This is a genomic window from Pandoraea captiosa (assembly GCF_902459775.1).
Lineage (GTDB): Bacteria > Pseudomonadota > Gammaproteobacteria > Burkholderiales > Burkholderiaceae > Pandoraea > Pandoraea captiosa.
On sequence record NZ_CABPSQ010000008.1, the window covers coordinates 37,563 to 61,036 of the forward strand.

A 23,474-nucleotide genomic window follows, 5' to 3' on the forward strand; every position below is an offset into this window, starting at 1 on the left:
CGGGTGCGCGGTAAATCAAGCGCAGTTTGTATCCGTTACAAGGAATCGTTGTGGACAGTATCGACCTCAAACACATGCGGATTTTTCTGCGGCTCGTTCGCGAGAAAAGTGCGTCGAGGGTCGCCGTTGAAACAGGAATGTCCCAGCAGGCGATCAGTGGATATCTCAAGCGACTGCGCGACGCGCTACCCCACGAGATTTTTCTGCGACATAGCAGCGGGATCGAACCCACGGACTTTGCGCTGGAAGTCGCACGCAAGTTCGAGCGAGCGCTCGATGAAGTCGATGGCGTGTTGCAGGCGGAAGTTTTCGATCCCGCGCAGCTGGATCTGTGCGTCGGCATCATCGCCAACGAGTACGCCCAATTGTCGATGCTGCCGAAGTTTGTGGCGCGTATTCGCGAGTTGGCGCCGCAGGTGAGGGTGAAAGTGATGGATTTCGATGGCGCTGCGCACGCCGAGCAACTCGCGAAAGGGGATGCGGCGCTGGTCCTCGGTTTTGCCACTTTTTTCGATGGCGCGTTGGTGAGAACGGCGCTGCGCGACGAGCGGTATTGCTGTGTGGTCGGAGAAGGTTCGCGGATCGCGACGCAGATTCGTGAGGTCGCGGATATCGCGCACCTCGCGCGCGTCGACTTTTTGCATGACAGTGACTCGCGCGACCGGATGTCGCACTTTCTTGCGACGCACGGGGTAACGTGCGCACCGGTGGCGACGTTGGCTTGTTATACCTCGCTCAAGCCATTTCTCGATGTCAACGATGTCGTCGCGTTCGTGCCCCAGTCGGTGGCGACGGCATGTCGGTTGCCAACCGTCGATCTGACCCCGATGCCGGAGGCGCTCACGGCAAGCGTTGGGTGGCACCGGAGAACGACGGGCAATCCGGTGGGAATTTGGTTGCGGGACGTCTTGATGTCGATCGAGAGGCCAGCCCGCGACGACGCCCGGCATCCGACGCGGTGCTCGCCACACGGCGCGGCGCAGATTCCTGCGGCGCTTACATGAACGAATGAGCGCGCCTTGCGCTCGGCATTGCCGGTATCGCCGCCATTCGAGGCACTCGCCATAGGCACCGGCACAGTGCTTTCCTAAGTATTTTCCGAGCGGCCATGAAAAAAGCCGACGATCTTTCGATCATCGGCTTTTCGTATTTTGTTGGTGCCCAGAAGAGGACTCGAACCTCCACGGTGTTACCCGCTAGTACCTGAAACTAGTGCGTCTACCAATTCCGCCATCTGGGCCCCGTCAGCTCGCTTACTGCTTGCTCGCTGCGAAGAAGTGAGATTATGCGTATCGGGCGCGGGAGTGTCAACACTTTTGCGTAAAAAATTTTCTTTTCTCTCACCCTCGACCACTGCCACGCTCAAATTCCGCACAGGTGGCAGTTTTCGTGAGGTTTGCCGTATGATTGTCCCTGACTGTAGGACGCCGCACTGCGCGCGTCACACACCTCCACGGACCGTGGGGCGCATGGTGCGCCTTTCGGCCGGACTCAACCGGCAAAGCAACGCTACCGACCTTTGAGCAAATATCCCTATCCGATCCCGAGCCGCGAAGAAATCCTCGGTGTCCTGCGCACCGCCGACTCCGCGCTGTCCGCTAACGATATCGCCGAAGCGCTTGCGATCAAGAAGCAGGAACGTGAAGGCTTCTTCAAGCGCCTCGCCGCCATGGAGCGAGACGATCAGATCCGCCTCGACCGTCGGGGCTACTACCAACTGACACACCCCTCGAACTTCATTGCCGGTCGTGTCATCGGCCACCGTGACGGGTACGGCTTTGCCGTTCGGGACGACGACGGCGATGACCTCTTCCTTCCCAACGAGGAAATGAAGAAGGTCATGCACAACGACCGGGTCCTCCTGCGAATCGCCGGCTACGACCGCAGAGGTCGTCCCGAAGGTCACATCGTCGAAGTCGTGAGCCGTGCAAACACGCACGTCATCGGGCGTTTGCTCAACGAGAACGGCGTCATGGTCGTCGCGCCCGAAGACAAACGCATCGGCCACGACATCCTCATTCCGCCGCGCGCCCAGGGCAAAGCGAAGGTGGGGCAGGTCGTCTCCGTCGAACTCACGGATTACCCGAGTCGCTACAGCCAGCCCATCGGCCGCGTCTCGGAAGTCCTCGGCGATATCGACGACCCGGGTATGGAAATCGAAATCGCCGTGCGCAAGTACGGCGTGCCGCATCAATTCTCTGCCGAGGCGCTCGCTGCCGCCGGCGCGCTGCCCGACGAGGTACGCGCTCCTGACCTGCGTCATCGCATCGACCTGCGCGACGTGCCGCTCGTCACCATCGACGGCGAGGATGCCCGCGACTTCGACGATGCCGTCTACTGCGAGCCCGCGAAGGTCGGTCGCAGCAACGGTTTCCGCCTGATCGTTGCGATCGCCGACGTCTCGCACTATGTCGCGCCCGGCAGCCCGCTCGACGCGGATGCGCTTACGCGCAGCACCTCCGTCTACTTCCCGCGTCGCGTGATCCCGATGCTCCCGGAGAAGCTCTCGAACGGACTGTGCTCGCTGAACCCCGACGTCGACCGTTGTGTGCTCGTATGCGATGCGCTCGTCGCACCGAACGGCGAAGTGAAGGCCTATCAGTTCTATCCGGCGGTCATTCATTCCGCCGCACGCCTGACCTACACCGAAGTGGCCGCCGTGCTCGGCAACACGAAGGGCGCCGAAGCGCAGCGCCGCGCCGCATTGCTGCCGCATCTCCAGAATCTTTACGAGCTGTACAAGGTGCTTGCGAAGGCGCGCAAAACGCGCGGCGCCATCGAGTTCGATTCGACGGAGACGTACATCGTCTGCAATGCGCAAGGCAAGATCGAACAGATCCTGCCGCGCACGCGTAACGACGCCCATCGGCTCATCGAGGAGTGCATGCTCACGGCCAACGTGTGCGCCGCCGACTTCCTCAAGCGTCACAAGCAGCCCGGTCTGTATCGCATTCACGCAGGGCCCTCCGGCGAACGCCTCCAGGTGCTGCGCACGTTCCTCAAGACCCTCGGGCTCGCACTCGGTGGTGGCGACGAGCCGTCCACGTCCGATTATTCCGAATTGATGACGCAGATCGAATCGCGTCCCGATGCCCCCATGCTTCAGACCATGCTGCTGCGCTCCATGCAGCAAGCGGTCTACAGCCCGGACAACATCGGTCACTTCGGTCTGGCCTATCCGGCCTACACCCACTTTACGAGTCCGATTCGCCGCTATCCCGACTTGCTCACGCACCGCGCCATCAAGGCGATTCTCGCGGGCAAGAAGTATGAGCCCGAGATTCCGGCGGGGGTGGAACTGACGACGGGGCTCTCGCCGCACGCGCGCAAGTTGCAAAAGGACGACGACGCCAAAGGCAAGAAGTCGCCGGCAGCCAGAAAGCGCGATGCCATCTGGGACGAACTCGGCCTGCATTGCTCCGCGAACGAACGCCGGGCGGATGAAGCCTCGCGCGACGTGGAAGCCTGGCTCAAGTGCTACTTCATGCGCGACAAGCTCGGCGAGGAGTATGGCGGCACGGTCAGCGCCGTGACCTCGTTCGGTATCTTCGTGCAGCTCGACGACCTGTTCATCGAAGGTCTGGTGCACGTCACCGAGCTGGGCAGCGATTATTTCCAGTTCGACGAGGCGCGTCACGAGTTGCGCGGCGAGCGCACCGGTATCCGCTATCGCCTGACCGACCGCGTGCGCGTGCAGGTGAGCCGCGTGGATCTGGATGCGCGCAAGATCGACTTTCGCCTCGTGCGCGAACCGAACGCTCGCGCGCTGGCGAAGACCTCCGGCCGTGCGGAACGCGGTGGGGCGCCGGCGCCGTCGCCTGCCACGGGCACGCCGGGCGTCGCCGGCTCGGCGAGCCCCGGTCCGAGCATTCGTCAGTTGCCCAAGGGCGGCGCGTTGCTCAACGGCGTGCAGCCCGCGCCAGCCGGCAAGCGTCCCGCCAAGCCCAAGTCTGCCAAGGTGAAGGCGGCGCGTGCCGATCGCGGCGCGGCGCCCGCCAAGCATGGTGGCGGCGGTGGCAAGGCGCCTGCCAAGCGCCAGGGCGGCCCGGGTGGTCAGGCAAAGAAGCCTCGTCGTTAAGTGCCGAGCCGTCAGGCCGGTTAGTTTTAAGCCAATAAGCGCCGGTGAGCGCGATCCGGCTTCGTCAAGCGATGAACACTGGTCGTCACGCCGGTATTTCGAGGCCATGTGTTACCGGACGGCGGCGAAGTGAGCGGTTTGCAGTAAGATGGGCGCCTTTGCCGGGAATCACCGGCATTCGGTACCCGCGATGAATTGCGGCGGCGGTGGCCCATTGGGCTCCCGCCGCCGTCGTGCTTTGGGCGACCCATAGTGATCGACGTGTGCGCGCGAATCGCATCGTGCGCTTCGCGATGGCCGCCACGGCGCACGCTATTTTGAGGATGTGAAATGAGCAAATTGAAATTGCTGTTCGGCTTCCATGCCGTGACCGCCCGGCTGCGCCACGACGCCAGCAGCATCGAGGAAATCTATTACGACCCGAGCCGCCGCGACCGTCGCATGACCGATTTCCTCAAGGCCGTGGAGTCGTTCAAGAACGCGCCGGGCGTCAAGATCAAGGTCATTCAGGCCGACGGCAAACGTCTGGACGGCATGGCCGGCTCGTCGCGCCATCAGGGGGTGGTGGCGCAGGCTCAGGAAGTCTCGCTGGCGCTCAATCTGGACGAACTGCTCGACGGCATTTCGGGTGACCCGCTGTTGCTCGTGCTCGACGGCGTGACCGATCCGCACAACCTCGGCGCGTGCCTGCGTGTTGCCGACGGTGCCGGGGCGCACGCCGTGATCGCACCCAAAGACCGTGCGGTTGGCCTGAATGCCACGGTGGCCAAGGTCGCAAGCGGTGCGGCTGAGACCGTGCCTTACATCATGGTGACGAACCTCGCGCGCACGCTGCGCGAACTGAAGGATCGCGGCATCTGGGTGGTCGGCACGTCCGACGACGCGCCGGCCGACATCTACGGCACGAAGCTCACCGGCCCGATGGCGATCGTCATGGGCGCAGAAGGCGAGGGCATGCGACGCCTCGTCGGCGAAACGTGCGACGAACTCATGAGCATCCCGATGGCGGGCGGTTGCGAGAGTCTCAACGTCTCCGTGGCCAGCGCCGTGTGTCTGTACGAAGCCGTGCGCCAACGCACAGTGGCGGCAAAGGGCGGGAAGGGCGGGAAGTAAGGGAAGTAAGCGTCGGACACCGCCGGATGCCGCCGGCGGTTGATCTGCGCGAACTGGCCTATTGACCTATTGGCCGGGGGACGCCATGGCCCGTCTGCCGGGACTCCGCAGCCCGGTGTCGGGCCTGCCGACGCGGCCGGAAGGCACGTCCGGCAGTCTGGCCAGCAGCGACGCCTGTGTCGGGGCGCCCACGTCATCGGCCGGGGCGAACAACGAATTGAGCGAACAGGTGGAACTGTCATCCGCGCCGGAGAGTGTTTCGCGAAGCTTCGCCGATGACGTCTGCCCTCGCATGTCGCGGTCCGGGCGATGACCATTTGCGGGCGCGGTCGCGGAGATTGCCGGTACCTTCGATGTCGCTGATGTAGCCGATGTAGCCGATGTAGCCGATGTAGCCGATGCGGCTGTGGCCCTTGTTACAGCCTGCGGTTGCGATACCGCCATTCGCCTGGGCTTGCGGCGTGCAAGCGTCTGTATGGCGTGCCCGGCCACATGAGAAATGCCGATCGTTTTGGCGAACGCCGCGTTCCGCGCGCGTTGCGCCACCTTGGTTTCGTTGATCTTCGTCAGTTGCAGCATCGTTTGCTCGACGCGCGTCTTCGCGCCCGAGGGGGTGTTCGCTGCGACGCTCGCGCCGACCCCTGCGGTGGCAATCCGCTGCGACCGCACGGTTTGTGCACTCGCCGACGCGTAGTGTCCGCCGGATGCCGCAGCGGCCCGTGCCGACGCACCTGCCAGGCGAACGTCTTCCCTGATCAATTTCTGGTATTCCGCCTTGGCCACGCTGACCAACTGCGTACGCACTTCGGCTCGTTCGTTGGCCGTTGCCTCCGGATGCGTGCTCAGATATTCCACGTAAGCCTCGCCCGCCTCCTGAACGATGTGGTCCCTTGCCGGTCGGCGTGCATCGGCAATGGCCCGCCCGAGCGTCTTTCCGTCGGTCTCGAGCACGGATCGCGTAACGCTGGACGAGGGCGAGTCGCCCGGCAGTACCTTGCGCCATTCCCGCTCGACCGCCGACGTCATGGTCTCGCGCAGGTGGCGCAGCTCGTCGCACGGCAGCGTCGGCATGTCGCTTCTCAGCGCTTCCTCGAGCGCCGACTTCTCGATCTGGTCGAAGGTGTTTCGGCAGAGCAGGGTGCACAGTTTGTCGAGCAGCTCGACGGCCGACTCGCTCGGCATGACTTCCGTCTTGCGCCTGTTGTGAGACGTTTTGCTTCGCGAACCGAACGGAAACCGGAACAGTTCCTCGAGATTCTTCTTGCTGATTCTCGACTTTGCACTGGTTCGGCAAGCGAACGATTTCGCTTCGAGTTCGTCCCGGATCTCACGGGCGTCTGCGGCACCAGGGTCGCGAGAGGTCGCCGCCGCACAAATTTCCCGATAGAAGCCTTCGTATTGCGAATCGGTCGACGCAAAGAATGTGCCGCGGATGCTCGTCATGAAAACCTGCTGGATGAAGAACTGGTCGGCAATGCGGACAAACGCCCGGGCGGGCGCGGCATCGTATCGTGCGCGAACCGCGAGCATGGACGTCAGGAACTGACCCGGGATTGTCTTCAGCATGGACCAGACCGACATGGATTCGAGGACGCCATCGGCCATCAGGCTCGTGAGCAACTGCAAATAGCCGACGGTGACCTTGCCGAACAAGGCGGCGGTCGCTTTCGAGTCGCTATGGGCATGCTTCATGGCGCAGGCAAGGGTCGAGACAATATTCGGTTCAAGCAGTTTTCTCGCCGTGAGCTTGAGGCTCGCGCTATGACCGAGAATGATCTGGTGACGTAACGCTTCGAACACGATGGCAAGCGCCTGAAGGCCGTTGATCGGCGCGAGATGGCTGTTGGCGACCCGCACGCCGGCCTCTCTCAGGAACGTGTAATCGATCGCACGGCCCGTCGCGTTGCGTATCGCGGGAAGCATGTCGACGCTCGTCGTATCGGTGTCGACAATGCGACTGACAAGAACGCGGGTGACGATCGGTGTGTCGCCCACGTCCAGTGCGATGGCCCGGGCGATGATTTGCTCGGCACTATCGGTTGACACCGCAATCGTTGGCACGACCGTTGAGGCGTGGGCGAACGCCGATGTGCCCGCGCGCGCAGTGGCGCTTAGCACGCGTCGCCGTGCGTCGACGACGGTTAGTGCGCCCTCGGTGATCTTGTCCTCGGTGTTCATCAGCCATTCGATGGGAAGTATCGGCGCGGTCGTCCGATGCGGGTCGATGTCTTGCGCGAAGTAGAGAAATGTCGACGATGCGGTGCCAAACATGACGACCATGAGATTGGTCACATGCATTTCGCGCTGCATGGCTACGACCCCGTACGAGGTGCCGATATTCCATTTGCCGTCCCGCTGAAATACGGCGCGTCTGCCCAGCAACTGGCGATAAACCTTGGGGATGATCTCGCGCGCCGCCGGGTCGGTGGTCGGGGCATCGGCAGGGGGATGCGGCGGTGGTGCAATACCGAGTTCCTCCAGTCCGACGCCCGTCATGTCCACCGGCGCCGTGTCGACGGGTTGGAGATCGCGCGCGTCGAGATCGAGTCCTTTCCGGCTGGCCACGCTTGGCACATAAAACGCGTTGGGCACGCTAAGAGATTCGGTGTCGCTCGGATGGGCGGCGTCACGCGACGCAGGTACCTGAAAGACGATCATGGCGAACGACCCGATACCCCCGATGCGGTTTTCCAGGAGGAATTTCCGAATCTCGGGTTCGAGATGGCACAGCGCCGTGCGACTGACCCCGTCCAGCCTGCGTTGTGCGACGGCACACAGGACGGGCGAGTCGCTTCTGTCGAGGTACGCCATCGGGGGAGGGGTCAGTCGGCCGATTTGTGCGCCGCCGTCGGGAGGGTAGTGCAGCGTTGCGGTAACGCCCGTCGGTGAACCCGTCCGGTTCGGTTCCACGTCGGGCGGTTTGTGTGACGCGAGGCGCAATTCGTCGCTGAAAGCGTCGGCGCGTGTGCGTGCCGGATCGGCGGGCATATCGGGCGTGTCGGGCACGTCCGTTGTTGCCTCTTGCTGTGCGTTCGGCGTCGGCGATGCGGCGCGGGACATCGTGGTGGTCGTCATCATGATCGTCGATCAATGGCTTGCGGATGGATCGGCCTGTCTGCCGGATCCCGGATCCCGTTGACGTGTGCCAACGGGGCTGGTGGGCGGGTCGGGCAGCAGTATGCGAAACGCCGCTTCCATGGCTTCATCCGAGTCGACGGAACTGACCGAGAGCCGGGAGGCGGACCTGAAGCGCTCGGTTGGCCACTGCCAGGCCGACCTGAACGTGCTCGCGTGCGGTTCGTGCGCCATCGCTTTACGGTAGGCGTCGGCGGCGCACGCGATTTGCGCTTCGGACTCCCGTTTCGCACGGGCCGTTGTCTGCGCTATCGACTTCTCCAGCGCCTTGTCGTTCACGACGCGTGCGAGCGTGTTCCTGACGTCCTGAAACGTCCGGTGGGAATCGGCCAGTCCCTGTCGTGTCGCTTCCCTCTCTCTTGCGCGGGCGGCGGCCGTCTGCGCAAATTGCGACGCGCTGGCGACACGTTCCCTCGCCGACAGCGCTGCCGTGCCGAGCGCCACCGCCGCTGCGGTCTGCTCGATCTGCTGTGTCTTCAAGGCGGTTGCGAGGGTCGATGCATGGTCGGCACTGGTTGCCACCGCCGCAAGGGTCGCGGGAGCATTTCGCGTGCTGTGCGTGCCGACGAGTTCGCGATATTCGGCCGTGGCCGCCGCCCGGATGCGCTCACGTGCTGCGGTCAGCTCGGCTTTGGTGGCGTCCGGGTGGGTTCGCAGGTGCTGCACATAAGCCTGGCCCGCGCGCTCGATGATCCCGTCTCTCGCGGGTTTGCGGGCTTGCGCCACGTTGTGTCCGAGCGCTTTGCCCTCGGACTCGATCAACGATCTCGTGACCTTCGCGGGGATAGCTTGCCTGGGAAGCGCCCGGCTCCATGCCGTTTCCACCGTCGACACCATCATGTCGCGAAGCGCGTGATGTTCACTGGTGGGCAAGGTCGGCATGTCCTCGCGCAGCGTGGTTGTGAAGCTGAAGTGCTCCATGCGCTCGAAGGTTTCGCTGCAAAGCAGCTTGCGCAATCCATCGAGCAATTTGTCGACCGGCGCGAGCCTGTCGAAGTCGGCGTGTCTGAGGTCGTTGTCGCGCAGCGGCGCCGAGGTGGCGTTGAGCACCTGAAACGCATGGTGATGCATCGCTTTCAGGTTCTTTTTGCTGATCTGCACGGCAGCCGTTCTTCCCACGTAGCCCTTGCGTTCGAGCTCATGCCGGATGGCGAACGCGTCGGGTGCCAGTGCTTTGCCGGGTTTTGCCGCCTGGAAGACCTTGCGATAGAAGCCTTCGCATTTGAGCGATGGCTCCGCGACGAGCAGGCTGGTGATGCTGGAGACAAAGACATGCTGGATGAAAAATTGATCCAAGAGGCGCACGTACGCGCGGGCCGGTGCGGCGTCGCAGCGTGCCCGGTCCGCGGGCACGTGAGAGGCCGATGCCACTCGGGTGCGCTCGCCCAACATGCTCGTGAAGCGCTGACCGTCGTGCGTCTTCAGCATGTCCCAGACGGTGAGCGGCGTCAGCACACTGTCGGCCATCAATGCAGTGAGAAGTTGCAGATACGCGCAAATGGCTTTGCTGAACAGCTCGGAAGTCTCCTTCGAGTCGTCGTTGGCGTGGTCGAGCGCATTCGTGAAGTTCTGAAGCAGGCGCGGGTCGAACAGTTTCTGCGCCGACAGCGTCATGCTTGCCCGATGGCCGAGAATCCACTGGTCGCGAATTTCGTTCACGATGCACGCCATTCTTTGCAGGCCCCGCACCGACCTCAAGGGACTGTTGGCGACACGGACACCTGCGTCTCGCAGATAGAGATAGTTGATGGCGCGGTTGGTGACTTTGCGCAGCGGCAAGAGCATATCCGTGCTGGAGACTTCCACGTCGACCAGACGGTTGACATGCAGGCGCGTGAGGATCTCGTGGTCTTTGACGTCGAGTTCGATCGCCTTGGCGATGACCTGATCGGCCTGTGCGGGCACTGACGAGATGGCGGGACGCATACCTCGGTATGCGAACGCGGACGCGCCTGCCGTTGCGGTGCTGGCATTGCGCACGCGCCGTCTGGCGTCGACGAGCTTCAGCCGCCCCGCGTCGAAGGTATCCGCGTGATTCATGAGCCACTCCACGGGCAGCATGGGCGCGGTGGTCTGGTGCGCGTCGATGTCCTGGGCGAAGTACAGATATGTCGTGCTCGCCGTGCTGAAGGTCACGATCATCAGGTTACTGACCTCAAGGCGCGCCTGCATCTGTGCAACGCCGGAAGGGGTTCCGATGTTCCATTTTCCGTCGACCTGAAATACGGCGCTCGAACCCAGCATCTGTTGATACAGCTTCGGAATGATGTCGCGTACGTTCGGATCCGTTTTGGGGGCATCGGCGGGCGGATGCGCGGGTGGTGGGATTCCCAGTTCCTCCAGCCCGACGTCGGCCATGCCGACCGCAACCGTGTCGATCGGCAGCAGATCGGGGGCGTCCAGATCCAGCGCTTTGCGACAGGTGAGGATCACCGGATACTGCGAGGCCGGCATGCTCAATGCCGCGATGTCGTCCGGATGCGCGCCCAGCATCGGTGTGGCGCGCTCGCTCTCCTTGAGCGCATGCTCGCCAATGCCACCGATACGGCTATCGAGGAGGAATTGCTGAATCGCCGGTTCAAGGCGCTGGAGCTCGACGATGCTCACGCCGTCCATACGGGCTTGTATGAATTCGACCGACGGACGGGAATCGAAGCGTCTCGCGCCGGGCGCAGGCGCACGCAGCGCGGGACTGCCCGAAGCGTCCTCGTCGCGATGGTAGTGCAGGGTCATCGATTCGCGCGTCGGCCACGAACTCAGTTCGGCAAACCGTCGGACGCCGTGCGCGTCGACGAAGGACAACGGCATCGGTGCGGGCATGAGGACCCGCGTGGCGGGGGCGTGCCTGCCCGGCTTCATCAGCTCGGGCATCGAGGGCGACCTCGATCGCAGTTGTACCGACCCTGAATGGGCTTTCGACAGCGGGACATGTTCGCTGGCCCGGCGCGTTTCGGCCAGAAACTCTGCGCTTCGATAATTCCTCGCCCACCGGCGCTTGGGATTCAGATACGGTCGAGTTTCCTGCGCGGACGTGCTCGGTGTCGGCATGCTCGAGGGCGCGCATGATGGCGCGGCTGACGGCGCAGCGGATGCGGACATGGCGTGAGGCATCATGGCAGTCGGTACGACGTCCGTATTCGGTGGCTGACAGTCGTTTCCGTCGCAAGCCGAAACCCATGCGGCACGTCGAAGAGAGTCAAGGTGACGCGAGTGTTGTCGTCCGCCTGTGCATGGCCTTTCAAGAATCGCTCAGCGTGCGGGTGGTCCGCCGGAGGTCGGCAAGGACAGTGTGGCGGGGGGCCGCACAAACGACGTTTGGGCCTTGGCTTAGTGCATAACGCGTGCCTGTCGGGACGACGCGTTCCATGCCGGACGGCGCGATACTGGGATCTCCGAGGTGTGCGTGAATGGCATCAACCGGTGCACGCGCCGGGACTCACGTGTGTCTCCGGCTGGGCGTCGATGGGTGACGACAGGGAAGTCACGGAGCATTGGGCGTGTTGAGCGTGTAGGGTGTGTAGGGCGTGTGGGGATGAGGCCGAGGCGTCGCGTCGGCTGCCGGGCGACTCGCACGGCACGGCCGGAAATTCGGGCAGACTTTGCAGGAAGCTGCCGAAGGACAATTCGCTCGCCGTCAGGCTGAGCGTGCTGGAAGCGAGAGATGGCGCGGAGCGTGCGCGCCGGGTCAGCTTCACCCGACGCAGCGCATCCGAAGTGGCGTGCGCCTGCTCCCCGGATATTGTCTCCTCCGGTGCATGGGCGACGGCTTGCGTTTGTTGCGCGGAGCGCGCGGCCATCCACATCAGTGCAGCTGTGCGCGACTGGGCACGTTCGTGCGACGCGGCGCTCGCCTGCGCCTGCCATTGCCCGACACGTCGTTGGTGCGATGCGTGGGCTTCGGCGGCACGCTTTGCATGCTCGCGCGTCGCTTTCGCGCTACAGGCGACGGTGGCTAACGTGGCGAGCCGACTGGCCTTCTCCGCCTGCGCGGCGCGGGCTACCCGTTCACTACCGTGCAAAAGCAATGCCTGCGTCGAGGTGCCAGGGGCGACGCGATTGGCTTCTACGAATGTCTTATGCTGCAAGCGGGTCGCGTCGATACTCGCCCGGAACGCCTGCCGCACGCGCGTTTCCGACGCGTCGGGATACCGGGCTACGAATGCTTCATATCTGTCGAGTGCCGTCTCCCGAACGTGGTCCAGCGTCGGTTTGCGAGCGCGGCTCACGTCGCCGCCGTACGCGGCGCAGGCGTCGCTGAGCGTCGTCCGTGTATGCGCGGACGGTGCCGCCTCACTCGGCAGGACATTGCGCCATGCGTCGTCCAGAGCGTCGTTGACTTGCGCCTCGAATGTTCGTTGCTCTTCCGTCGACAGCGCAGGCGAGTTGGCCCGTACGGTGGCCTCCATGTGCGTTCTCGACATTCGGGCGATGGCGGCAGGCGTGATCGTTGCACGAAATTTGTCGAGGATCTCGGCGACCGGGGCGTTTTGCGTCAGGCGTCGCGGTCCAAGAATTTTCGAGGCTTTGTCGAGCGTCGCGAAGGCCCGATCGTGGATTTCCTTGATGCGCTTCGGGCACAACATCAGGCTGGTTCGGGTGGCAAAGCGTTTGCCTTCGAGTTCCTGAACCAGATCCTTGGCGCGTTGCGGAAGATTGCCCCAGGACGACGAAAGTTCTTTGAGCAATCCGTCATATTCCGAATCTGGCGGCTGCACGACGATGCTGGCAATGCTCTTGCGTTGTATGCGGGCTTCTGCCATGGCGTCGAACAGACCGACCATTGCCGCGTCGAAGTCGGGCAGGGTGCGCGCGCGAAACCCGAGCATCGACGTCAGATACGCGCCGGCCGCGGTCTTGAGCATGTCCCAAACCGCGCGCGCTGTCAGAATGCGATCGTCGATCAGTCGGCCCAGCAGTTGCAGGTAGAGCACGGCGCACTTCACGCTCAGTCTGGCCGTCTCGGATGAGTCCGTGGCGCAATAGTCGAGGCCTCGGGCAACGGACGTGACGATATCCGTATCCAGCAGTCGGCGCGCCAGCATCGACATTCGCTGGGCGTCCCCCGCGATTCTCAGATCGCGCAGGCGATTCGCAAGCGCTCCCAGCGTTTGATACTCCCTGATCGTCGGAACGTTGCTGTTCGCCAGACGTACGGCCGGGTCTCGCAGGAACACGTAGTCGATGGGGCGGCGGGTGAGCTTACGCAGGTGTCTGAGCATGCCAATGCTGGTGCTCTCGACGTCAAGCAGACGGCTCACCGACATGCGACTGCGCACTGGCATGGCATTCGCGTCAAGGGCGATGGCTTCGGCAATCGCGACTTCGGCGGACGTCGGCGCGTCGGGGACCGTGCAGGGCACGTCGGGATTTCGGGCGAACGCCGAGTCAGCCCGCTTCTTGCCGACGGCGCATCGAATGCGGCGCCGGGCGTCCACGACCCGAACCGCCCCGATGTCGACCCTGTGCCGATCACCCATGCATTCGTGAATATGTAGCCTCGGCGCCACCGCGTGGTGCGCGTCGATGTCCTGAGCAAAGTAGATCGCCATGCGCTTGGGAGATGCGTACGCGACGACCATGAGGTTTGCGGTGCCGATTGTCGTTTGCATCTCGACCACGGCCGTCGGGCTGGCGATGTTCCATCCGGTGCCAGACCGATAGACGGCGTCGGGGCCGAGAAGCGCCTGAAAGAGGTGCGCCACGCCCTCGTGCCGTGCGGGGTCGAACGCCCCCCGACTCGCAAGAATGGGTTCATAGGCGGGCGGTGCAAGCGCCTGATCCATCTGATCAGTCCGACCCGTCCGAACATGAAGGGCTACACGTCCGATTTGCGTGGGATGCGGCGCCATGTGCGCAATGGGCGGCAGCGAGCCGGATCGCGGGGCGATGACGGCGCATGGCGCGACGAGTGCCCGGATCGCCGTCGCCAGATCGGGCATGCCTGACCGGACGCCGTCGACTGACCCGACGGGACTGTCTGGTTTGCCCAATTCGGTCCACTCGGTCGGCTCGCGCGGCCCGGTCGGTGCCCGCAACGTCATTGCGCGCTGTTCGGCGAGAAGGTCGTGCGATGGCGGCGTGACCTCTCGATGGTCGGTGGTGGCGGCAAGTCGGCCCGGGCGCACCAGCGTCGCCGCCGGTGGGGGCGTGTCGGACATCTCCATGGGCGGCCAGGTGTGGCGTTGTGCCGATGTTCGTGGGCCCGCCATGCGCGCGAGGCGATACCCCTGCTTCCAGCGGAGTTTGGGGTGATTCGGTGTGGTGCATGGCTGGCAGGACGCCGCCGGATCGCTGGCCGCCGCCGGCGCGACGGCACTTGCAGAAGAGCTCGATAGCATGACGTGAGTGCGCGGTGTGTGGTGCGTAAGTGTGCAAAGCGTGCAAAGCGTGCAAAGGCAAGTCCTGGCGACGCGTGCCGTTCACGAGCGCTGCGGCGGGGTGAACTGCGCACGGGCGCCATCCTCCCTGAGCCGTGCGAGTCGGGACGCAATTTCATGCTCGCGTGGCGCGCGCTGCGGTGGGCCTTCCGGTACCGAGGGGAAGCACACGTCCTCCAGCCCATCCGACACCCGGGGCGCGTCGGGGGGAGGCGTGCCCACATCAACGTGATGAACGTGACCAAGGTGACCAAGGTGACCAAGGTGACCAAGGTGACGCGCCGTGTCCTGTGACGTCACGGTCGGCGCGGCGCACGCGCTCGCGCGCCCCTCCCACGCCTGCGTCACCGGCGCTCGCGCGTTCTCGCATGCGGCGTCCCGCGCCCGACGGTTCGCCGCATTGCGGGCCAGTTGCTTGGCCTCGATGGCGACGATGGCCGCAGCCGTCACGACGGCATGTGCGGCGGCTTGCTCGGCCTGCATGGCAGCCGCCTTCCGGGCATCGGCCTTCGCGGCGCAGGCGGCATCTTCGGCTTGTCTGCGAACGTTCTCGTGCATGACGTCGTTCGCTGCCCGTATCGCTGCGCTCAGGGCACTTGCATGAGCGGATTTCAAGGCGTCTTCGGTGTGTTTGCGCAGGCTCGCCTTGCCGACCGCCTCATGCGCGCTGCGTTCGGCTTGCAACTGCGTGGCTGCCGTGGCTGCGGTCGCTGCGGTCGCTGCCGTACCTGCGGTATCCGCGATCGCCGCAAGATAAGCCGCTTTGGCCGCCCGCAGGCAGGTTTCGAACTGCGACTGGAGCGCGTCCTGGCTTGCGCCCGGATGGCGGCGCTGAAAGTCGGCATACACGGCGACATGCTCGTCGATGATTGCGTCGCGCGCCTGCTTGCGTGCCGCTGCGATAGCACCGCCATATTCGGCGCCGTGCGTCTCGACGATCGTCTTCGCGATGTGGGTGGGCGGGGCGCTGTTCGGCAAGACGTCATGCCACGCGCGTGCGACGAGCGTCTCGATCATTTCGCGAAATGCGCGGATTTCGGCGGTCCTGATGGTCGGCATGGCTTCGCGCATCTTCGTTGCCAGCCGCAGATTGTCCGCCGTATTGAGTGCGCTTAAGGAAAGCGTCTCCCTCGCGCTCAGCAGGACTTCCTTGAGCGTCACATGCTCGAACGTCAGTGGCTGCGCCGAATCCACCTGGAGCCACCTGCGCGCTGTCAGCTTGACGGCCGTGCGAAGGCTCACGAAGGCCAGGGACTCTCGTAGTCGAGGCACGAGATCGGCAGATTTCAGCCAGGCGACCAATGCGTTTCGAACGTCGCCCGGCATGTGCGCAGCACGCAAGAGTTCCACGTAGAAGCATCGCCCGCTGCCGCCGGGTTTGCTCAACAGGACTCTCATCAAGACCACGCGATCCGCGCCGGCTGTCTTCAGGTCGTCGAGCAGGCTGACCCATGCGCGCGCGAGCATCGGATGCATGGCAACGCGAGTGGCGAGCAGCGACACATACGCTTTGCCTTGTGGGCAGAGCAGCGTGTCGGTGATTGTCCTGGTCCGGACGATCTCGGTGCGCGCCAGCACGCCCAGCAGGCGCAGGTAGCAGGCGTTGCTCATGAGACCGAGATGCGCCGCATCGGTAAAGCTGCCGTCAAAGCGCAGCAGGGCATTCGACAGGGAATCGATGAGGGTCGGCACGGGCAGTCGACGCGCAACGTGGATCATGGCGGCAATGTCGCCGGTGATTAGATGCGCGTGGAGGTCGTTGACGGCAGCGGCGAATTGCTGGATCGCCAGAATCGTCGGATTCCGGCTGTTGGCTGTCGTCACGCCATAGTCCCTGTGGTAGACCACACTCACCGGCTGTTTCGTCTGCGTTTGCAGCAAGGCCAACGTGCTGGCGCACGAATCGCAGGTGTCGAGCAGCGTGTTGAAGTGAATGCCGCCGGTGAGGGGGGCGTGGCTGGCGTCGCGAGCGATCACCGTCGCGATGATCTGTTCGGCGTCGTTGACCCGGTCAGTCGTCGTTGCGCACGTGGGATCGAGCACCGGCAAGTTCATCTGCATGGCCGTCTTGCTTGGCGAATCCGGAGATTCAACGGCGGCACGTGCCAGGCGACGCTTCGCATCGACGAACGTGATAGGCCCGATGGCGACCTCGTCCGCGTCTCCCATTGTCCGATGGATGGCCAGGGTGACATCTTTGGCACGCATGCCTCCGGACAGGGAAAAGTACACGCTGCGCCCCGATGGCGTCTCGACGCTGGCAAACGCGAAGTTGTTCTCCCGCAGTTGCGATTTCAGGTCGGCAACGCCGGCGGCATGACTGATATTCCATTCGCCGTCCGTTTCGAATACCAGTTCCGGGCCGAGTATGGTCCGGTAGACGGACAGGTCGAATCTATGGTGCTCCGGATGAAACCGGTCGCGACTCGACATACTTGCCTTGTTGGCGCGGACAAACGCCTGCTGTGCGGCACGCGAGGTGAATATCCTCAGGGCCTCTTCACTTGCAACGGATGACGCGACAGACTTGGGGCGGGGAGCCGCCTGTGCTTCGAGTTGCCGAAGCACATTCCGAAAGCTCGAAGTCCGTTCGAGTTCGGACGGGGGCGTTTTAAATTGCTGCTTGCACTCGCAGTACAGGTCGATGAAATGTTTGTCGTCGGGCACATCTGGGTCGAGTCGGTGGAAAGCGTTTGAGGGCAAATCCGACCGGAAACGATGGGACACGTAGTACCGGTGTCGGTCCGCCCGTACCACGACAGATGACGGGTGTCCCGGTAGGCGCGCGCCAAATACCGTTTTCTCGAATGGGAGCCCCGAGACGATATGGGTCAATCTGAGCAATACCAGTGACGACGGCGGTTGCTGCATCGACGTGTCAGGTTGCGGGGCCGCGCCCTGGGCCTGCGGAGAATGTGCCGTGTCGGCCAAGCGGCCCTCAATCGTATCGAAGTGCTGCGGGACTTCGGGAAGACCGGCCAATCGCGCGTCATCCGCCGAGAGAACCGAAAGGCGACTGCCCGACGTATTGACCCTGACGTACTGGTCGTTGTGCACGAACAATCCGATCGGCGCGCCACGCTTTGACGTCGAATTCGCGGGGACTGCGCCCGGTGGCGGGCGCGTAGCCGAGGTGGTCGGTGTCGCGGGCAGCACACGTATGCGCGATAGTGCAGTCGCGGTGTCCGATGCAGGCAGGTCAAGGACGAGCTGACGCGCTGCTTTCGAGCCAGTCTGTGTTTGCGGGGGCTTGGGCGGGAGGCTGAAGTCGCGCGGTTTGACGGGCGACTCGTTGCTAATCAGCTCGCGCCACGGGTGACTGCGGCGATGCGCGTTGTCGGCGGTGGCACGCGACGACGAATCGACAAATTCGCTCGATCGCTTTTGGCACGGGGAGAGTGCAAGTTTTGCTCCCGCAGCGCGACACTGCGTTGCGGTGGCCGTGACGGGCGCGCGCGGTGGAGACTGCGGCGATACGTGAGTCCGTGGAATCATGGCGGGGCGTCAGATCGCCTGCGACGAGACGCGCGGCAATGCTGACGCCGCCAACCCGTCGTAAGCGCATCCGCACGAAGTGAACGTGCTGCGAAGTCTTACGTCGGGTCAAACTGCGTACTTTCAGAAAACGCTCTGGGAGATTACCGTCCGGCGCGTGCCGCGTCGATCAACCCTTCGAGCTTGATGGCATCGGCCGCGAATGCGCGAATGCCCTCGGCGAGCTTTTCGGTGGCCATTGCGTCGTCGTTGAGTGCGAAGCGGAATGACGGCTCGTCCGTTTTCACGCGTTCGATGGCGGCTGCGCGCGCGTCCTTGACGTCGAGCTGTCGCTTCACTTCGCCATCGGTCGTACGCAGTTGCTCCAGAAGCGCCGGGCTGATCGTGAGCAGATCGCAGCCTGCCAGCGCCAGAATCTGGCCTGTCGAGCGGAAGCTCGCGCCCATGACCTCCGTGCCATAGCCGAAGTGCTTGTAATAGCGATAAATGCTCGACACCGAACGCACGCCCGGATCGTTTTCACCGGCCATCGCGGCTTCGTCCCAGCTCGCCCCGGCCGACTTCTTGTACCAGTCGTAAATGCGGCCGACGAACGGCGAAATCAGGCATGCGCCGACTTCGGCGCAAGCCGCCGCCTGCACCAGCGAAAAGAGCAGCGTCATGTTGCAGCGAATGCCGTCGCGCTCAAGAATCTCGGCCGCACGAATCCCTTCCCATGTCGACGCAATCTTGATCAGTACGCGCTTGCGCTCGATACCTTCGGCTTCGTACATCGCAATGAGCTTGCGTGCCCGTGCGACCGTGCCTGCCGTGTCGAACGACAGTCGCGCATCGACTTCGGTCGATACACGACCCGGCACGATGCCGAGAATTTCGCGGCCGAAGGCGATCAACAGGCGATCGATGATCTCGTCCGTCGACGCGGCGCGGTGCTCGCCGACCACGCGCGTGAGAATCGGGCGATAGGCGTCTTTCTGTACGGCGCCGAGAATGAGCGAGGGGTTGGTGGTGGCGTCTTGCGGCTTATAGGCGTCCATCGCCTGAAAGTCGCCGGTGTCGGCCACGACGATGGTGTGACGCTTGAGTTGGTCGAGCAGATTCATGAGAGCGGCCTTGCGAGAATTGCACTGCGTGACATGAAATCCGGCCAGCGCCAGCCGGGCGCCAATGCGACGAGAGCGACGCAGGCGGCCAGCGCTGAACAGGCCGGAACATCGGAGAAGCGTCCGGGCGGCAAGGTGACGAAAAACGGCGCGCGTCGCCCGACTCCGGTAAACTTCCGACTTTACCAAACTTTGCCGGAAATCCCCATGACCCAGGACGAACTCAAGCGCTTGGTCGGTCAGGCTGCTGCCGATTATGTGAACCAACACGTGCCCGAGGGCAGCGTGATCGGCGTGGGCACCGGGTCCACGGCCAACTGCTTCATCGACGCGCTCGCCGCCCACAAGGGGCGCTATCGCGGCGCCGTCTCCAGTTCCGAAGCGAGCACCGAGCGCCTGCGCAAGCATGGCATCGAAGTGTTCGACCTCAATCAGATCGACAGCCTGCCCGTGTATGTCGACGGCGCCGACGAAATCAACGCGCTCGGCCATATGGTCAAGGGCGGCGGCGGCGCGCTCACACGTGAGAAGATCGTCGCCTCGGTCGCCGAAAAGTTCGTTTGCGTCGTGGACGCCTCCAAGGAAGTCGCCGTGCTCGGCGTCTTCCCGCTGCCGGTCGAAGTCATTCCGATGGCGCAGGCGAGCGTTGCGCGCGCACTCGAAGCCCTCGGCGGCAAGCCGCAGGCACGCGTGCGTGCCGACGGCAGTCCGTACGTGACCGACAACGGCTGCGCCATTCTCGACGTTCATGGGTTGCAGATCATCGATCCGGTCGCGTTCGAGACGAAGGTCAACCAGATTCCCGGCGTGGTGACCGTGGGGCTGTTCGCGCAACGCGGTGCGGACCTGACCCTGATGGGCACGGCCTCGGGCGTGCGTTCCATCGATTACAAAGACTGAGTTCAGGAGGGCAGGATGGCTGGATCGCGTCGTCTTCCCGAAACCTGGTTCCGCCGCGGCCTGTGGCTGATCGCCGTGCTGTTTGCGGCGTTTCTCATCGGTCTTGGCGGTCTCGTCGTCGACAAATTGCCGGGCGTCGCGCCCGCGCCGACGCTCGCGTCCTTCGTCGATATCGCGCAGGCCCAACGCGCCGACGCCGCGATCAAGCAGGCGCAGACACAGCTCGAAGACATCGAAAGCCAGTTGGAGACGGCGCGCTTGCAGCTCAAGGCGCGTAGTACGGCGTATCGCAACGCCCGTGAATCGTTCAATGACTGGGTCGCCACGCGCACCGCGACGGCGCAGGCGAGCCAGGATGCCGAACTCGTCTCTCGCACGCGCGCGCTCGACACGCTCAAGGCCGCCGAGCGTGACGCCCAGACACAGGTCGACACCCTCGAATCCCGTCATCTGGATGCGCAGCGCGCGCTCGAATCGGCCCGCAACGCCCGCTTTGCGCTGAACGACGCGGCGAGTGAAAAGCTCGCTGCGATTCAGCGTTCGCAAGAGTTGAAGGTCTTCGGTATTCGGCTGGCGTTGACCTTGCCTCTACTGGCCGTCGCCGGCTGGCTGTTCGTACGGCAGCGCAAGAGCACGTGGTGGCCGTTCGTGTGGGGCTTCATCTTCTTCGCGCTCTTCGCTTTCTTCGTGGAACTGGTTCCGTATCTGCCTGATTACGGCGGTTACGTCCGATACCTCGTCGGCATTGTCTTGACGGTGTTGATCGGCCGGTATGCCATCGTCTCGCTGCAGCGCTACCTGGCCAGGCAGAAGGCGGAGGAGCAGTTGCCGGACGAAGAGCGGCGCAAGACGTTGTCCTACGATCTGGCGCAGGCGCGTCTGGCGAAGTCGGTGTGTCCGGGGTGCGAGCGTCCCGTGAAGCTCGACGACCCCGGCCGTGATTATTGCGTGCACTGCGGCATCTGCCTGTTCGACCATTGCGGCACGTGCAAGACGCGCAAGAACGCGTTCGCCCATTTCTGTCATCACTGCGGCGCGCGTGCCACCGGTGCGAATGCAGATCCGCAGGCGCGTGTCACCCCTGCGGTCTGAGGGTGTGAGGATCCCGGGATAGCTCCCGGGAATACGCATCCCATGGGGAGCGTGCAACGCCGAATCCGGGCCGCTCCGGCCCGTTCCCGACTATTGTCGCGTGGTGCTTACTCGGCGCTCGGCGGCGGCACGTAACCTTGCGCCACGTCGGCACCTTCGCCGAAGAAGTACTTTTCGGTTTGCTTGACGAGGTATTGGCGGGCGCGCGGGTCGGCCATGTTGAGGCGGTTCTCGTTGATCAGCATCGTTTGTTGCTTGAGCCATCCGGCCCAGGCTTCTTTGGAGACGCTTTCCCAGAGGCGTTTGCCGAGTTCGCCGGGCATCGGCGGGAAATCGAGACCTTCGGCTTCTTTGCCGAGTTTGATGCATTGAACCATGCGGGCCATGAGGGGACTCCTTCGTGATCGTCGTATATGGGTAAATAGGTACCGGCTAAGTATCGGCTAAACCGGCTAAACAGGCGCCGCACGCGAGCGCCGGATTGCCGTGATCGAGAGGCAAGCGGGCGCACCGGGCACATTGGCCAAACCGGGGCAAGCCGGGACGAATGAGGCTAAGCGCGGCGGCAGATATCCGGATATGGGGGGCAGGGCGCGCGATGCAAGGCAAGCATCTCGTACGCGCCAGGGCCGCCCGCCAGGATTACAGCTTCTTGATCAGCACCAACGAGCGGCGCTGCCAGTTGTACAGGCGGCGTCGGTCGGCAGGCAGATCGTCGACACCCGCCTTGACGAAGCCTCGCTTGAGGAACCAGTGCTCGGTGCGCGTCGTGAGCACGAACAGGCGTTCCAGGCCGCGTGCGCGGGCGCGCTGCTCGATGTGCTTGAGCAAGCGTTCGCCGTCGCCCGATCCCTGCGCTTCCGGATCGACCGTCAGGCAAGCCATCTCGCCGATGCGCTCGGTCGGATAGGGATAGAGCGCGGCGCAGCCGAACAGGCGTCCATCGTGCTCGATGACCGAGAAGTGATCGATGTCGCGCTCCAACTGGTGACGGCCGCGGCGTACCAGCGTGCCATCCGCTTCCAGCGGTTCGATCAACTGGAGAATACCGCCGACGTCGTCGATGGTCGCTTCGCGCAGACTTTCCAGATTCTCGTACGAGATCATCGTGCCGACGCCATCGTGCGAGAACAGTTCGAGCAGCATGCTGCCATCGAGCGAGAACGGCACGATGTGCGCACGGCCCACGCCGGCACGGCAAGCGCGCGTGGCGTACTTCAGATAGAACGCCGAGTCACGATCGATCGTTCCTTGGGATTGCATGCGCTGCGCGTCTTCGAGCGTCAGTTCGCGTTGCAGCTCGTTGTATTCGTTCAGAACGCCGGGGGTTTCGGTAATGAAGATCAGCTTGTCGGCGCGCAGCGCAATCGCCGCGGACGACGCCACGTCTTCCATCGTCAGATTGAACGACTGGCCCGTGGGCGAGAACCCGAGCGGTGAGAGCAGCACGATCTTGCCGTTCGAGAGCGACAGGCGAATCGACTCGGCATCGACCTTGCGAACCACGCCGGTGTGCTGGAAATCCACGCCGTCGACCACGCCGACCGGGCGCCCGGTGACGAAGTTGCCCGAGACCACGCTGATTCGCGCATTGCCCATCGGCGTGTTCGGCAGCCCCTGGCTGATCGATGCCTCGATGTCCAGACGCAGTTCGCCGGCGGCTTCCTTCACCGCTTCGAGCGCGGCCGCGTCCGTAATGCGCAGTTGCTGGGCAAAATGCGACTCGATATGTCGCAGGCGCATCTGCTCCTCGACCTGCGGTCGCGAACCGTGCACCAGCACGATGTGCATGCCCATGGCGCACAGCAGCGCGACGTCCTGAATCAGGGAGTCGAGCCCGCCTGCCGCAACCAGTTCGCCGCCAAAGGCGACCACGAAGGTCTTGTCACGGAACGCATGGATGTAGGGGGCGACCGAGCGCAGCCAGTCCACGAACTGGGCTTGATGGGCGGTCTCTTCGTCTTGCAGGGCGGGGTCGGGTTCGGTCAGCATGGGTGTACGTGCGCAAACATGCGCAGATTATATAATGCGCGCCCATGGCAAGTGATGAACGAAATCGACAATCTAAGCCCCCGAAGCCAAAAGTGACGGCGCCGGGGCACACGCGTGTTCAAACCGCGGGCACTTCACAACCCAAACAATCCAAACAACCCAAGCAACCCGATCGCGCGAAGCACTCGG

12 protein-coding genes and 1 tRNA gene are annotated in these 23,474 nt (G+C 63.7%); 5 read left to right on the forward strand and 8 right to left on the reverse strand.

Going from position 1 to position 23,474, the window contains the following annotated elements; all coding sequences use genetic code 11:
- The first annotated feature begins 74 nt into the window (after window positions 1-74).
- Window positions 75-1,004: a LysR family transcriptional regulator gene (locus PCA31118_RS18805; protein WP_246190322.1), complete on the forward strand. Its 930-nt coding sequence runs from the start codon at window positions 75-77 to the stop codon at window positions 1,002-1,004.
- Window positions 1,005-1,155: 151 nt separating this feature from the next.
- On the opposite strand, the gene PCA31118_RS18810 is transcribed toward PCA31118_RS18805, so the two are convergent.
- Window positions 1,156-1,240: transfer RNA gene (locus PCA31118_RS18810), tRNA-Leu, on the reverse strand.
- 279 nt (window positions 1,241-1,519) lie between these two features.
- Here PCA31118_RS18810 and rnr point away from each other — a divergent pair.
- Both rnr and rlmB read left to right on the forward strand, forming a co-directional pair.
- Window positions 1,520-4,078 carry a ribonuclease R gene (rnr, locus tag PCA31118_RS18815; RefSeq protein ID WP_150626623.1) on the forward strand — a complete coding sequence of 853 codons (2,559 nt, stop codon included), beginning with the start codon at window positions 1,520-1,522 and terminating at the stop codon, window positions 4,076-4,078.
- 330 nt (window positions 4,079-4,408) lie between these two features.
- Window positions 4,409-5,191: a 23S rRNA (guanosine(2251)-2'-O)-methyltransferase RlmB gene (gene rlmB / locus PCA31118_RS18820; protein WP_150626624.1), complete on the forward strand. Its 783-nt coding sequence runs from the start codon at window positions 4,409-4,411 to the stop codon at window positions 5,189-5,191.
- A 66-nt stretch (window positions 5,192-5,257) separates the two neighbouring features.
- Here the strand turns inward: rlmB and PCA31118_RS18825 are convergent, their stop codons facing one another.
- From PCA31118_RS18825 to tal, 5 genes are all read right to left on the reverse strand, one after another.
- A complete protein-coding gene (locus PCA31118_RS18825; RefSeq protein ID WP_150626625.1) occupies window positions 5,258-8,269 on the reverse strand; it encodes a hypothetical protein in 3,012 nt (1,003 codons plus the stop codon).
- A gap of 9 nt (window positions 8,270-8,278) precedes the next feature.
- Window positions 8,279-11,197, reverse strand: a complete 2,919-nt coding sequence (locus PCA31118_RS18830; protein WP_150626626.1) for a hypothetical protein — start codon at window positions 11,195-11,197, stop codon at window positions 8,279-8,281.
- A 542-nt stretch (window positions 11,198-11,739) separates the two neighbouring features.
- Window positions 11,740-14,664 carry a hypothetical protein gene (locus tag PCA31118_RS18835; protein ID WP_150626627.1) on the reverse strand — a complete coding sequence of 975 codons (2,925 nt, stop codon included), beginning with the start codon at window positions 14,662-14,664 and terminating at the stop codon, window positions 11,740-11,742.
- A gap of 81 nt (window positions 14,665-14,745) precedes the next feature.
- Window positions 14,746-17,136 carry a deaminase domain-containing protein gene (locus PCA31118_RS18840; protein WP_174990529.1) on the reverse strand — a complete coding sequence of 797 codons (2,391 nt, stop codon included), beginning with the start codon at window positions 17,134-17,136 and terminating at the stop codon, window positions 14,746-14,748.
- Between the two features lie 1,205 nt (window positions 17,137-18,341).
- Window positions 18,342-19,301 (reverse strand): transaldolase, encoded by a 960-nt coding sequence (gene tal, locus PCA31118_RS18845; RefSeq protein ID WP_150626629.1) that lies wholly within the window; start codon window positions 19,299-19,301, stop codon window positions 18,342-18,344.
- Between the two features lie 207 nt (window positions 19,302-19,508).
- Here tal and rpiA point away from each other — a divergent pair, with 207 nt between their 5' ends.
- Entirely contained in the window at window positions 19,509-20,201 is a 693-nt protein-coding gene (gene rpiA / locus PCA31118_RS18850; protein WP_150626630.1) for a ribose-5-phosphate isomerase RpiA, read from the forward strand.
- A gap of 15 nt (window positions 20,202-20,216) precedes the next feature.
- Window positions 20,217-21,293, forward strand: a complete 1,077-nt coding sequence (locus PCA31118_RS18855) for a serine endopeptidase (protein ID WP_150626631.1) — start codon at window positions 20,217-20,219, stop codon at window positions 21,291-21,293.
- Window positions 21,294-21,400: 107 nt separating this feature from the next.
- Here PCA31118_RS18855 and PCA31118_RS18860 read toward each other — a convergent pair whose 3' ends face one another.
- Entirely contained in the window at window positions 21,401-21,679 is a 279-nt protein-coding gene (locus tag PCA31118_RS18860; protein WP_044455490.1) for an oxidative damage protection protein, read from the reverse strand.
- Between the two features lie 256 nt (window positions 21,680-21,935).
- Window positions 21,936-23,285 carry an amino-acid N-acetyltransferase gene (gene argA / locus PCA31118_RS18865; protein ID WP_044455491.1) on the reverse strand — a complete coding sequence of 450 codons (1,350 nt, stop codon included), beginning with the start codon at window positions 23,283-23,285 and terminating at the stop codon, window positions 21,936-21,938.
- Window positions 23,286-23,474: the final 189 nt, after the last annotated feature.